11 protein-coding genes are annotated in these 14,588 nt (G+C 42.8%); 5 read left to right on the plus strand and 6 right to left on the minus strand.

Annotation, left to right across the window (positions count from 1 at the left end; genetic code table 11):
• Nucleotides 1-60: 60 nt before the first annotated feature.
• From JMY08_RS10165 to JMY08_RS10190, 6 genes are all read right to left on the minus strand, one after another.
• Nucleotides 61-498, minus strand: a complete 438-nt coding sequence (locus JMY08_RS10165; RefSeq protein ID WP_201593170.1) for a ClpXP protease specificity-enhancing factor — start codon at nucleotides 496-498, stop codon at nucleotides 61-63.
• Between the two features lie 304 nt (nucleotides 499-802).
• Nucleotides 803-1,417 (minus strand): glutathione S-transferase N-terminal domain-containing protein, encoded by a 615-nt coding sequence (locus JMY08_RS10170; RefSeq protein ID WP_010199892.1) that lies wholly within the window; start codon nucleotides 1,415-1,417, stop codon nucleotides 803-805.
• A gap of 205 nt (nucleotides 1,418-1,622) precedes the next feature.
• The gene (locus JMY08_RS10175) at nucleotides 1,623-2,336 is read right to left on the minus strand and encodes a cytochrome c1 (RefSeq protein ID WP_189581025.1); all 714 of its coding nucleotides are present in this window, start codon (nucleotides 2,334-2,336) and stop codon (nucleotides 1,623-1,625) included.
• The gene (locus JMY08_RS10180) at nucleotides 2,336-3,556 is read right to left on the minus strand and encodes a cytochrome b N-terminal domain-containing protein (RefSeq protein WP_010199888.1); all 1,221 of its coding nucleotides are present in this window, start codon (nucleotides 3,554-3,556) and stop codon (nucleotides 2,336-2,338) included. The genes JMY08_RS10175 and JMY08_RS10180 overlap by 1 nt, the downstream gene beginning before the upstream one ends.
• Nucleotides 3,557-3,563: 7 nt before the next feature.
• Nucleotides 3,564-4,148 (minus strand): ubiquinol-cytochrome c reductase iron-sulfur subunit, encoded by a 585-nt coding sequence (gene petA / locus JMY08_RS10185; RefSeq protein WP_010199886.1) that lies wholly within the window; start codon nucleotides 4,146-4,148, stop codon nucleotides 3,564-3,566.
• Between the two features lie 527 nt (nucleotides 4,149-4,675).
• Nucleotides 4,676-6,619 (minus strand): ATP-binding cassette domain-containing protein, encoded by a 1,944-nt coding sequence (locus JMY08_RS10190; RefSeq protein WP_201593171.1) that lies wholly within the window; start codon nucleotides 6,617-6,619, stop codon nucleotides 4,676-4,678.
• 63 nt (nucleotides 6,620-6,682) lie between these two features.
• Here JMY08_RS10190 and JMY08_RS14035 point away from each other — a divergent pair, with 63 nt between their 5' ends.
• The 5 genes from JMY08_RS14035 to JMY08_RS10215 all read left to right on the plus strand — a co-directional run.
• Entirely contained in the window at nucleotides 6,683-7,144 is a 462-nt protein-coding gene (locus tag JMY08_RS14035; protein WP_227679656.1) for a SlyX family protein, read from the plus strand.
• A 216-nt stretch (nucleotides 7,145-7,360) separates the two neighbouring features.
• Nucleotides 7,361-8,572 carry an OmpP1/FadL family transporter gene (locus tag JMY08_RS10200; protein ID WP_201593172.1) on the plus strand — a complete coding sequence of 404 codons (1,212 nt, stop codon included), beginning with the start codon at nucleotides 7,361-7,363 and terminating at the stop codon, nucleotides 8,570-8,572.
• A gap of 418 nt (nucleotides 8,573-8,990) precedes the next feature.
• Nucleotides 8,991-10,430: an outer membrane protein transport protein gene (locus JMY08_RS10205; protein WP_201593173.1), complete on the plus strand. Its 1,440-nt coding sequence runs from the start codon at nucleotides 8,991-8,993 to the stop codon at nucleotides 10,428-10,430.
• A 486-nt stretch (nucleotides 10,431-10,916) separates the two neighbouring features.
• The gene (locus JMY08_RS10210; protein ID WP_189581037.1) at nucleotides 10,917-12,311 is read left to right on the plus strand and encodes an outer membrane protein transport protein; all 1,395 of its coding nucleotides are present in this window, start codon (nucleotides 10,917-10,919) and stop codon (nucleotides 12,309-12,311) included.
• A 295-nt stretch (nucleotides 12,312-12,606) separates the two neighbouring features.
• The coding region (locus JMY08_RS10215; RefSeq protein WP_201593174.1) for a transferrin-binding protein-like solute binding protein at nucleotides 12,607-14,588 on the plus strand (1,982 nt) is incomplete at its 3' end.

Below are 14,588 nucleotides of genomic sequence, written 5' to 3' on the forward strand. Positions count from 1 at the left end.
CTTACAACAAAAAAGCTGGCCGTATTCAATACGACCAGCTTTTTTATGTAGAAAAACCGACTATTTTAAGACTTTTAAGCCTGCTTTATTATCACGTTTCGGCTTGGGTGCTGCTGTTGGGCTTTTCTTAGCAGCAACTGGTGAATCGCCTTCAGGCTGATAATTGTCATATTCTTTGGGATCAAAAAACATCCCTTGCGAGTTTTCTTTCGCATAAATACCTAGCACCGCCGTCAGTGGTACCCAAATATCTTGTGACACGCCGCCAAAGCGCGCACTGAAATGTATATAGCCATTTTCCATACTCATATTACCAGTGGCGCGGCTGGCGATATTCAAGACAATACGACCATCTTGCACGTGTTCGGTTGGAATTTGCACGTTTTCAGCCGTTGCATCGACCATCAGATAGGGAGTCAGGTCATTGTCTTCTATCCATTGGTATAGCGCACGTACCATGTAGGGGCGGGTCGGAGTAATAGAGGTGGTTTCGCTCATCTGATGATTTCCTATACTAATGATATTTTATAATTAAAAGACAGTTATTTCAGCAATTTATCAGAGGATAAAGGCTACTTAACGTCTGTTTTATTGGTATTTATTCTAGGACAGCTTTTTATATTTGTCTAGGGCGTGTCTTAATTTCAAAAATGGTGATAAAAATGAGATAAATTGCCGTTAAACAAGAAAAATAGCGCAGATAATATCGGGATATTAACCAGCTATTTGACGATGTTTGGCAAGATTTAGCCATTTTCAGCCCATTTAGATGACTATCGAGTAAATTGAAGACACGCACTAATTAACGCACGCTTTTTTGAAAGCTACTGCGTTCAAAGACTCTCGTTTGATAGTCAAACAACGGACGACTAATAGCCCGAGGTAGTTCGATGCCCATCTCCTCAAGTCGCCATAATAAAGGCGCGAGTAGTACATCACACCAACCAAACTCATCCGCCATAAAGTAAGACTTGTGAGCAAACAGCGGTGACAAGGTAATCAATGAATCAGCGAGTTGCTTTTTTGCCAAGGCAGCTTGTGCTTTGTTAAAGCTATCTGGATGCATAAGCAGTCGCTTACCGAGCACCAACCAATCACGTTGTATACGCCATGCCAATTGACGAAACTGAGCCCGCTCTTGCGGGGTGTCGGGCAGCAATTTATTGGCGTGATAACGTTCCTCAAGATATTCAAAGATGACGTTAATTTCATAGAGCGCAATCTCGCGCTGTTGCAGAACAGGCAAGGTGTGATAGGGGTTGAGCTCAGTCAAATCTTCAGGACGCTCAGAATGCAAACGTGATAAATAATAAGCGAGCTTCTTTTCTTCAAGTAATAGGCGTACTACATGACTGTCGTAGCCGTCATCAGCGTATAAAATCAGCTGACTACTGGGAATGTCATTCGCATCAATCATGAAAGCCTAATGTTAATAGTGAAGGTTGTCATCGTAAACAAAGTCGCTGTGTTTATCAAGGTAACTCGCGTAAATGTTGCTGGTGAGCGCTTTATTTGTCTGATGTCTTGAGTTTTCATTAGATATTAAACCATCAAAACATAAAAAAGGCACTACCGAAGTAGTGCCTTATATAATGCTTGGTTTTTATACTATCTACTTCTATTTATTTTACATCTTTCCAGAACTCTTTGTTGAGCAAGTAGACTGGGATGAGTAAAACCAATAAGAAGATAATGACGAAGAAACCAATTACTTGACGGTCGTGACGAGCAGGCTCACCCATCCACGCCATGAAGTTAACCAAATCACCGACCTCAGACTCGAACTCTTCTTGACTCAATTTTTCTTGCATATTGTGCAAGACATGAGGCATTGCAGCGTTTGCAAGCACTAGGTTATTGGCACCCCAAGGACGACTTGGATCTTCATAAAATGATAGTAGGTAAGTGTATACCCAGTCATCGCCACGCAGTCTTGTCTCAAGTGACAAATCTGGTGGCGCAGCACCAAACCATGAGGCCTGAACCTCAGGGTCAATCTCAGCATTGATATGATCACCGATCTGATCGGTCGTCACCATCAAGTATTTTTCGACTAGCTCAGGTGGAATCTCTAAATCTTTAGCGATGCGAGAGTGACGAACATACTGTGCTGAGTGACAACCTGCACAGTAATTCATAAAAGTCTTGGCACCGTTTTGTAGCGAGCCTTTATTGGTAAAGTCAATAGGGGCTTCACTACAGAGCAAGTGCTCTTCGACACCCTCAGCATTGGTGAATGTACCACACCCACTGCCCGCTGCCAGTGCAGTACCAGCAGTCAAAGTCAGTGCCGCGCCTAAGCCTAAACCAGCTAGGGATTTAATTAGCGTGCTCATTAGTGACCTCCGGTAACGCGTTCTGGTGGCTGTTTACACTTCTCGATAGAAGTATAAATTGGCATCAGTAAGAAAAACAAGAAATACAAGACAGTGAAGATACGAGCCATCAATGTTGCTGTTGGTGTTGTTGGCGTCGCGCCTAAGTAACCTAAAACTAAGAAACTAATCGCAAACACGGTTAAAGCAATTTTAGATAAAATGCCTTTATAACGTATAGAGCGTACCGGCGATCTATCGAGCCATGGTATCAAGAACAATACGGCAATCGCACCACCCATCGCAATCACACCACCCAGCTTGTCAGGGACTGCACGTAAAATGGCATAGAATGGCGTGTAATACCATACTGGTGCAATATGAGCAGGCGTCTTCAGCGAGTTCGCTGTCTCAAAGTTTGGTGGCTCAAGGAAGAATCCGCCGCCCTCTGGGAAGAAGAATACCACTGCAAAGAACAGGATAAAGAACACCACAATACCGACCATATCATGAACGGTGTAGTACGGATGGAACTCAATACCGTCTAATGGCACGCCGTTTTTATCTTTTAGCTTTTTAATGTCGATGCCATCAGGGTTGTTCGAACCTACATGATGCAGTGCCACTAAATGCATAAAGACCAAGCCCACGAGCACTAAAGGAATAGCGACAACGTGTAAGGCAAAGAAGCGGTTGAGGGTAATACCGGAGATAATATAATCACCACGTACCCATTCGGCAAGACCGTCACCAATCACTGGCAACGCGGCAGGTAAGTTCAAGATAACCTGTGCACCCCAGAATGACATGTTACCCCAAGGTAGCAAGTATCCGAAGAAACCTTCTGCCATCAATGCTAGATAGATACCCATACCGATGAGCCAAATAAGCTCACGTGGTTTTTGGTACGAACCGTAGAGCAAGGCTCTAAACATATGCAGATAGACCACCACGAAGAACGCCGAGGCGCCAGTGGAATGCATATAGCGAATAAGCCAGCCGCCTTTCACATCACGCATGATGTATTCAACAGACGCAAATGCCCCTTCGGCACTTGGGTTGTACATCATCGTTAGCCAGATACCCGTCACCAATTGGTTGACCAGTACGACCATAGATAACACGCCAAAGAAGTACCAAAAGTTAAAGTTTTTTGGTGCGTAGTACTTAGACATGTGATATTCATAGGTTTCGGTCGCCGGAAAGCGCGCGTCCACCCAGTGCATGATTTTTTTACCCATACTCATATTAAGCCTCCCCAACCGTCAAGATGGTACCATCCATATTATACTCTGGGATGGGTAAGTTAAGCGGTGCTGGAACGCCATTAAAGACGCGACCTGCTAAGTCATACTTAGAACCGTGGCAGGGGCAGAAAAATCCGCCATACCAGTCATTACCGCCTAAGTCAGCGGCACCAACGTCAGGGCGATAGTTTGGCGCACAGCCCAAATGCGTACACACGCCTTCAACGACCAACACAGTTGGTTCTAAAGAGCGCGTAGGATTCGCACAGTATTCAGGCTGTAAAGAGGCAAGAGAGTCTGGGTCAGACAGCAATGGTTTAACTGACTCTAATCCTGCAATCATATCTTCGGTACGCTTAACCACATAAATAGGTTTGCCACGATATTTGATGACAATCATTTGTCCATCTTCGATAGAACCGATATCTTGGGTCACTGCAGCCCCTGCAGCTTCAGCTTTTGCGCTTGGCGTCCAAGAGCGGACAAAAGGTGTTGCCAAGGCAGCTACCCCAGCTGCACCAATCGCGGCAGTTGAGGCAATAAGAACTCTACGGCGTTTTACATTAACGCCTTCGGCATGGCTCATTAATACTTCCTCCAGGTGAATGAAATGGGATTATCCCACACTGGGTTTGTGGCTTAGAGAATATTGGCTTAAAAAATATAGATACAATATCAAGCCACTTTAGCTGTGCCTAATTTTGCTAATTGTTGCTATTCTAAGCTATTTTGGTCATAAAATAAATTATTGCGTTAAAAATAAAGCAACCTTGATAGGGCATAGTATGCGGTTGAACAACATTATTTGTCCACGATGGCTTGGATATCGCCGTATCGTTACTGTTTTTATGCCAGCAAGGTTTGTCAGCGCGATGACCTTATAATTAATAAGGGTATTTGGCAATAGCGAATGATACTTGAAATCGAGGGAATGTTCACTAACTTTCAGTCCCTAATCTCTGTGTAAGTGGTCGTAAACGAATAATCACCACACTATTAATAGCGTGATGATTATTTTAGCCTTTAAATATGCCATGGATAGAAACTTAAAATATCAGTTCATGGAATGTGTCTATTTCAAAGGTACTTAAAGGTACGTTTTAGCGACGCATCCTAGCCTTCAAGTGTACTCCAGCGCTCAAGCTTGCTCATCATTTCATCTTCAATCACTAGTAAACGCTCACTAGCTGCTGTTGCCGCATCGAAGTCTTTAGTAAACCATGAGCCGTCAGCCAGTTTTTCTTGCAGCTCATTTTGTTCAGCTTCAAGCACTGCAATCTCTTTTGGCAAATTGTCTAACTCACGCTGTTCATTATAGTTGAGCTTTTTGGCTGTGATACTAGGTTTTGCTACTGCTTGCTTGTTAGCTGATTTATTTGCTGCATTTGTATTACTTACTGGTGCTCTAGCAGCTTGTGCTGCTTGCTCACGATTTTTTTGTACCAGATACTCTTGATAGCCACCGACGTACTCTTTGACGATCCCTTTGCCATCTTCATCTTCGCCGAATACCCATGTTGAGGTAACGACGTTATCCATAAATGAGCGATCATGGCTGATGAGCAAAATCGTACCACCAAAGCTTGCGACTGATTCCTCTAATAGCTCAAGTGTCGCCATGTCCAAATCGTTGGTTGGCTCATCGAGTACTAGAATGTTGGCAGGCTTCAATAGTTGCTTGGCAAGTAGGACGCGGTTACGTTCACCGCCAGACAATGCCTTAACAGGTGTGCGTGCACGCTCTGGAGCAAATAAGAAATCTTGCAAATAGCTCATAATATGTGTCTTACGACCGCCAACTTCGACGAAATCTGAGCCTTCTGAGACGTTTTGTGCAACACTCGCTTCTAAATCTAGCTGATCACGTAACTGATCGAAAAACGCGATTTTTAGATTGGTTCCTAGCTCAACGCTGCCTGTCTTCGTGACTTCGTCATCAGACATGTCGAGTAGAGCTTTAATAAGCGTGGTTTTACCCGCGCCATTAGGCCCGACAATACCAATTTTATCACCACGCATGATAGTCGTCGTAAAGTTATCAACCAATACATTGCCATCATACTCAAGATGCAAGTTCTTAACTTTGCAGACGAGCTTGCCGCTTTTTTCGCCTTGACCCATGGTGATGTTTACATTGCCCACTTGCTCACGGCGGTCGCCACGCTCTTCACGTAAGGCTTTTAGCTCACGGACACGGCCTTCATTACGGGTGCGGCGAGCTTTAATTCCTTGACGAATCCAAACTTCTTCTTGCGCCAATTTTTTATCAAAGTTCGCGTTATTTTTTTCTTCAGCCAATAACTGTAGCTCTTTTAGCTCTTGATAGCGTGCGTAGCCACCTTCACCTTGGGTTACGTCATAGCTGGTCAACTGACCGCGATCAAGCTCAATGATGCGTGTCGACAGTTTATTCACAAATGCTCTATCATGGGTAACGAACAATAGTGTCAAACCTTGCCAATCCAATAAGAAGCGCTCTAACCATTCGATACTCTCAACGTCCAAATGGTTGGTAGGCTCATCGAGAAGCAGCACATCAGGCTTGGTAACTAGTGAGCGCGCAAGTAGTACACGGCGCTTACGACCACCAGACAGCGACGATAAGTCATCATCTGGATCAAGTCCCATCGTAGTAATAAGGCGAGTGGCATCACGCTCTAAATCCCAGCCATGTACTGCATCGATATCATGCTGTAAGTCTGCCATACGCTCACAGGCATCCATATCGCCATTGGCACACATATCGACTTGCTTATTATAATTAACCAGCAGATCAGCAGTGCGACGACTACCACCCATGACGATATCCAGTATGCGGCCACTGGTTTCTGGTACGTCTTGCTCCAGCATAGCAACACGTACACTACTATTGATGATGACTTCACCACTATCAGGCTGCAATGAGCCATTGATCAACTTAAACAGAGTGGATTTGCCTTCGCCATTGCGACCAATCAAACACACACGCTCGCCAGCATTGATCGCAAAATCAACGCCATCAAGAACGGGAGCCACGCCAAATGCGAGGTGAATATCTTTTAGATGTATCAGTGCCATAAAATATCTTAAGCTTATATAATAGTGAGGTAGGGGTTGTTGCAAAATTGGCAGCAGTATAACATGCCACCACCTGACTGTAGTGCGAGTAAATGGTTTATCAGTACTATTTTATTGCTATTTGTTGGTAGTCAATATGCTATGCATGTCATCGCTTATGAATTGCTACCATTTCACGGTCATCAATCAAAAATGAATATTCCAGCAAATTCAGTATATGAATGCTATCACTTAGAGAAAAATATGGATCAATCTGTCCCACCAACGACACCTTTAACCAACCCTCAAGGCAATTCATCTGCTGCCCAAAGCGATCTACAACTTCAAGTGATTGAGTTACAGATGAACATGGCTCATCTGGAGCTAACGGTAGAGCGACTCGATGAAGTTATCGCTCGGCAAGACAAGCATATTCAGACTGTACAACGTCAATTGCAGCTTATTTACAAGCAAGTTGAAAGCCAAGATACCGAAGGAGGAATTGCTCCATTTGATGTTATGTCTGATAGGCCACCGCATTATTAAAAACTGTTAAAATAAGAGAAGCTGTCTCTATTTAGAATATATTCTTACTTTTGAATATGGTTAATGGTCGATGACTGTCTAGTCATAATTCGGTAATAATGTATTTTTACAGTTGTCTTAAGGTAAAAAAGACATTAGTATCCTTCTCCTTAGCTGCTGCCTACCTAGCAATTTTTGGTACGGCGGTAAAACAATGCGGATGTTTGGAGATACACAATGCGGGCCACCTTTCACCTAAAAACCCTTACAGTAGCGATTGCTGCTTTCTCTGTCGCTAGCGCTGCTAGTGCTGCTGGTCTTGATCGTTCAGGACAAGACGTTACCGCATTTTTGCAAGACGGTACCTACGCTGAAGCGGTTTACACTTATATTGATGCTGACGTAACAGGTAAAGACTCGTCAGGTAATAATATTGGTGATATCGCTGAGTCTTATGACTTTTTCCGTTATGGCGTAAAAGCAGATATCAATGATACATTCAGTGTTGGTATCTTATACGACGAGCCTTTCGGTGCTGCTGCGGATTATAGCGGCGACAACAATTTCATAGATGCAAATGGTGAAGGTACCAATGTAGAAGTGCGTACTGAAAACATTACTGGTATTGTTGGTGCAAAATTTGGCGAAAATAAAAGCTTTCAAGTCTATGGTGGTCCAGTAGCCCAACGTGTAAAAGCTGACGTAAAATTACGTGGTACTGCTTATAGTGCTGCTAACGGTTATACCACTCACATTAGTGCCGATCAGGACTATGGTTATCTTGCAGGCTTTGCTTACAGCAAGCCTGAAATCGCATTGAAAGCCGCCTTAACCTACCGTTCAGAAATCGAACATAATGCACAATCAGCAGAAATTTATCCTGTTGTCGGCTCTGGTCTTATCCCAGCACCTGTTGTAACTGCATTGGGTCTTTCAACAACTAGAGGCGAAAGTATTGAAATCACCACACCTGAATCAGTTAATTTTGATTTCCAAACGGGTATCAATCCTACTACGTTAGCCACTGCAAAAGTACGTTGGGTACCATGGAGTGATTTTGCGATCGTACCGTCACTATATAATGACGTTAGTAAGGTATCGACAAGAGATAACGACGGCTTAGCATTAGTTAGTTATGATGAAGATCAGTGGCAAGTAGAGCTAGGTCTTGCTAAGCGCTTAGCGCCAGCGCTAGCAGTAAGTGGAACTGTTGGATGGGATAGTGGCGCTGGTAATCCAGTGACTTCGTTAGGTCCTATTGAAGGCTATTACAGTGCCGGTCTTGGCGCAAAGTATGATCTCACTGAAAACTGGGCAGTGTCTGCCGGTGGTAAATATCTATGGTTCGGTGATGCTGAAGGTCAAATACCAACAAAAACTATCGTTAGTGACTTTGAAAGTAATGACGGTTTTATTGTTGGCATGAAAGTTTCTTATCAAGCGAAATAATATCAAACTAAAACATATCTAGTTTGGTTATCTATTTGACGATTTAGCAGCAAAAAAAGCGATCCTAAGCGGGTCGCTTTTTTTTGCTCAAAATAAGGATAGTCAAATATATACACTCTATTATCAGGGTATGCTTCTTGATGGCTAAATATGAAGAAAATAGACGATTTTAGTCTAGTAAAAAACAAATTCAAAAGATAATTTTACTAAAGGAAACAAGTGTTTAGTATATCAGTTACATGTAATCTGTACTGTTCAGTCATATTTAGGAAATAAAGTGCTTTAAGTGTTGTTTTAGTGTCAAAAAGCCATTATTATCGAAATCAGGACACTGTTTTTATAATTTAAATTTGCGTGCACCATGGCCAATTTTAGATTTGTAGGACAGTTAAACAACTAGGATGTTTGGAGATACATAATGCGCGCTACCTTTCACTTAAAAACCCTTGCGGTAGCCATTGCTACTATTTCTGTAGCCAGCATGACGAATGCTGCCGGTCTAGATCGTTCAGGTCAGGACGTCACTGCTTTCTTTCAAGATGGGACTTATGCCGAAGCGGTTTATACCTATATTGACGCTGATGTCAGTGGTAAAGACAGTGCTAACAATGTTCCTTCTAGTAATACCTATGTCGAAGGTGGTGACACGGGTGATATCGCTGAAGCTTATGATTTCTTCCGCTATGGCGTAAAAACTGACATCAACGATACGTTCAGTATTGGTATTTTATACGATGAGCCTTTTGGTGCAGCTGCCGAGTACACAGGCGATAGCAATTTTGTATCGAAGGGTGATCAAAACGCGTCTATCCAGCAACTGACTAATGGTCAATTCAATGGTGCAACGCTTGGTCCTACAATAGATGCTTTGAAAGATCAAGCTGCAGCAGAACCTGATGCAGAAGTAAGAGCAGGCATCGTGCAACAAATTACAAATCTTAGTACTGTAGGCGCAATCGCTCAAGCTGAGGCAGGCAATGCAGGTGAAAACACCAATGTAGAGGTTCGTAGCCAAAGCTTGACAGGTCTACTTGGTATGAAGTTTGGTGCCAATAAGAACTTCCAAGTTTATGGTGGTCCAGTAGCACAGCGTATTCAAGCTGATACGAAATTACGTGGATTGGCTTATGGCCCTGCTACAGGTTACACTTCGACCAGTAACCCTGATATGGACTATGGCTATATCGCTGGTGTGTCTTTCAGTAAGCCTGAAATCGCTTTGAAAGCTGCATTGACTTATCGTTCTGAGATCGACCACGATATACAAATATCTGAGACTTATCCGTTAGCAGGTCTTAGAGCTCTTGGAGCAGGAGCTTCTCCAGCACAAGCGGAAGCAGCAGCAAATAGAAGCAGTGACTACGAGATCACCACTCCTAAATCAGTCAATTTTGACTTCCAAACCGGTATCAATCCAACTACATTAGCCACCGCAAAAGTACGTTGGGTGCCTTGGAGTGATTTTGTCATTACCCCTCCATTATACAATGCAGTCAGCATAAGCAGTGGTCTTTATGGCGATGACGGTTTAGATTTGGTTGAATATGAAGATGATCAGTGGCAAGTCGAGCTGGGTTTAGCTAAGCGTGTAGCACCAGCACTTGCCATTAGTGGTACGGTTGGTTGGGATAGCGGTGCTGGTGATCCGACTACTTCATTAGGTCCTGTCGATGGCTATTATAGTGTTGGTCTTGGCGCCAAGTATAACGTCACCAAAAACTGGGCAGTATCAGCTGGTGGCAAATACTTATGGTTTGGTGATGCTCAAGGTGCTCTACCAACTGACAAAATCGTTGCCGATTTCCAAGACAATGATGGCTATATCGCTGGCGTGAAGCTTTCTTATCAAGCGCAGTAATCAGTGAACACTTGTTACTTTTTTTAAAGTGTTAGATCCAACAAAAAAAGCAGCCCATTGTGGCTGCTTTTTTTTGTTGGGAAAATATTAAATAAAATAGTCTTAATTATCAATACTGTACGAAAGTACTAAAGAATAACCATATTTCTTTTCTATCGTTTTTCATCAAATCGATTATTAGATGCTTTTAAATACCGCAAATATATAAAAATTTTAATTAACATAAATCTATTTTTGGAAAAAGTCGAAAAGGGTATTGCTATAGCAGCAAACTTTAATTATGATACTGAAATCAGTTACGTTGTATTACATAGTAGTGATGTCTGATAACAATGAAAGGTAATATTGCGTAAGCGGTAGTTACGTCTGTTAGTTAAATAAGTAAATCGTTTGGCAAAGGATTGCACAGCACAGGTTTCAATTACTGATATAAGTCATACCGTAATTAAGCTTTTTGCCAGTTATTTTATTCATGGAGGATATCAAGTGTCTCAAAAATTCCCTATCTCTAAACTCACTCTCGCTCTACTTACACTGTCAGCTGCATCGTTGACACAAGCAGCTGGTCTTGATCGTTCAGGTCAAGACATCAAAGGTTTTTTTAACCCTGGTACTTACGCCGAAATTGAGTATGCTTACATCAACACGGATGTTTCAGTTAATGATAATGCTGGGGCAATCGCAAACGGTGCTCGTCTGGGTATTACCTCTAACGAAGATGAGTACGAAAAGGGTGTAAATACGGGTAATGCTACCGACGATCCTTATACTTTTGCTCGCTATGGTGTAAAAACGGATATTAATGACAGTATTAGTATCGGTGTGTTCTATGATGAGCCTTTTGGAGCAGAAGTAGAGTATACAGGAGATAATGCTTTCGTATCTCAACCAGGAAAACAGACAATCGTAGATTCTTCAACAGGAACTGCATTTCCTAATGAATTCATTAATCCAGCTGTTCTAGATTCTGATTATGATAAAAACACCAATGTTAGCGTTCATACTGAATCATGGACAGGTTTGGTAGGTTTTAAATCTAACGGCTTCCAAGTATATGGTGGTCCAGTGATACAAAAAGTAAAAGCAGAAGTGCATTTACGTGGCCAAGCATATGGTCCATTGACAGGTTATGATGCCAACGTCAATAAAGACACTGACTATGGTTGGGCGGCTGGTCTTTCCTATAGTAAACCAGAGATTGCCTTAAATGCAGCGTTAACTTATCGCTCGGAAATTGATCATAAAACCGCGGTAGGTGAAAGAGTACCTCTATTAGATAATGATCTTATAAAAAGTGTATTTATCGGTAAATATAATGAACTTAATCCTAACGATATAATCACGCCTGAATTGGCGGCAGCTATTGGTGCTGATGCGACTACCGAAGCAACTGTGACCACACCAGAGTCAGTTAACTTAAACATTCAGACGGGTTTAAGTGAAAAATATCAGCTGCTAGGCACATTAGATGTACGCTGGGTGCCTTGGAGTGACTTCAGTATTGTGCCTCCTCTTTATAATGCCTACTCTAAAGGAGCTGTTGCTGGTGGCTTACCACTATTGTCTTATGACAAAGACCAATGGAAAGTCGACGTTGGTTTGGCTAAACGCTTCAACGAAAAATTAGCGGGTTCTGTTGTGGTTGGTTATGACTCTGGTGCAGGTGATCCTGTCAGTTCATTGGGTACTATTGATGGTTTCTATAGTATCGGTGGTGGGGTTAAATATAATGTCACTCCTGAATGGGCCGTATCTGTCGGTGGAAAATACTTGAAGTTTGGTGATGCGACTGGACAGTTACCGAACGGCAGTATCGTTAGTAAATCTGAAGATAATGATGGTTACATCGCTGGTGTAAAACTGTCTTATCAGAGCCAGTAACTTCATTCTTAAACTTAGTTCTTATTTTGATTGAAATTTTATAAAGCTTATCGAGTTGTAATGGGTGAGCTTTATAATAATCTGCAATGTTTTAAATAAAATTATAGATATTAATAAAGAAAACTACTAAGTCGGTTGTTACTATCGAAGTTGAAAGTCATCTCTCTTCAAAAGTAATAAACCATTAAGTTTTGACTGCTCAAGCTACTTTTTAGTATCTGCAAAATTATTCAACTACTACGTAAGTATTTGAATATAAAGGGAATATCTAATTATAATCCATGGAGGAATACGAATGTTACCTAACCATCATTCAATCTCAGCTAATTCTACAGCAAAGAAATTCAATACCCCATTAAAAGCAAGTGTCGTACTTTTGACATCAATGATATTGGCCTCGTGTGCTAGCGATAATAATAATTCGTACAAACTAGGTGATATCTTTAATGATAGTCCAGTAATCACACCGACACCGACACCGACACCGACACCGACACCAACACCAACACCAACACCAACACCAACACCAACACCAACACCGACGCCAACGCCAACGCCAGGTTACAGCTCTGAAGCAGAAGCAAACTTATCAGGTGTACAGCACTTATCTGTGAACACAGGTCAGCTTGCAGGTGTGAGAGAAGTGACCACACGTGATTTCGCTATTCGTAGCACCTCAGATGTTGATGCCCGTGCTGACACAGCTTTGACAGGAATCGTACCAGCACCAGCAGCAGTGACCTTATCAAGTGATAGCGATGCCGATACTGAAAATGGTTTTAAATCTTATAATGGCACTGGTAACGTACTGGCTGCCGGTGACCTGACTTATACCTCAATCTATAAAGACTTTGGTGACAATGATGAGTTGCGTGTCGCTCACATCGATGGTGGTGTTAGTGCACTAGGTAGTACAATTCCAGTAGATGGTGTGATAGCCGTTGGTAAAAAGACAGCGACTCTACCGACCGAAGGTAAGTTTGAATACACTGGTGATGCAACCAACCGCAAAGTAGGTCCTGGTAATGCTATTGAATATGGCACTTCTGCCTTTACCGCGGACTTTGTGGCGAAGAACGTTGCCGGTACGCTTACATTTGCGCAAGCTGGTAATATTGAACTAGGGGCAAGCATAGACGGTAATGAGTTCACTGGCGAAAAAGGTGGCTACAATACTGAAGGTGCTTTCTACGGTGATGACGCCAACTATATCGGTGGTATCTACCAAGGTAATGATTCTCAAGGTACCTTTGGTGCTGAGAAAAATGAAGCCGTAACACCAACACCGACACCAACACCAACGCCAACGCCTGCAGATTATACTTCTGCAGCAGAAGCAGATTTGACAGGTGCACAGCATTTATACGTAAATACAGGAGCACTTGCTGGTGTTCGAGAAGTAAGCACTCGTGACTTTGATATTCGTAGTACTGCTGATGCTGATGCTCGTGCTGATCAAGCTTTGACAGGAATCGTACCAGCACCAGCAGCAGTGACCTTATCAAGTGATAGCGATACTGATACTGAAAACGGTTTTAAATCTTATGAAGGTACTGGTCAAGTATTAGCAGCAGACGACTTAACTTACACCTCAACCTATAAAGATTTTGGTGATGATGATGAGCTTCGCATTGCCCATGTCAATGGTGCAGTTAGTGCTTTAGGTAATCAGATTCCAGTAGATGGTGTTCTAGTTGTTGGTAATAAAACAGCGACATTGCCTACTGAAGGTAAGTTTGAATACACCGGTGATGCAACCAACCGTAAAGTAGGTCCTGGTAATGCTATTGAATATGGCACCTCAGCATTCACAGCGGATTTTGTTGCGAAGAATGTGGCAGGCAAACTGGACTTTGCTGAAGCTGGTAATATTAACTTAGCAGCGAATATTACTGGTAATCAGTTCTCAGGTACTGCAGCTGACGACAATGGCTACAATACTGAAGGTGCTTTCTACGGTAAAGATGCTAACTTCATCGGTGGTATCTATGAAGGTAATGACTCTCAAGGTACTTTTGGTGCTGAGAAAAATGAAGCCGTAACGCCAACACCAACACCAACACCAACACCAACACCAACACCAACACCAACACCAACACCAACACCAACACCAACGCCAACGCCAACGCCAACGCCAACGCCAACGCCAACGCCAACGCCAACGCCAACGCCAACGCCAACGCCAACACCAACGCCAACACCAACGCCAACGCCAACGCCAACGCCAACGCCAACGCCAACGCCAACGCCAACGCCAACGCCAACGCCAACGCCAAC

This window comes from Psychrobacter sp. Pi2-51 (assembly GCF_904846665.1).
Classification (GTDB): domain Bacteria; phylum Pseudomonadota; class Gammaproteobacteria; order Pseudomonadales; family Moraxellaceae; genus Psychrobacter; species Psychrobacter glaciei.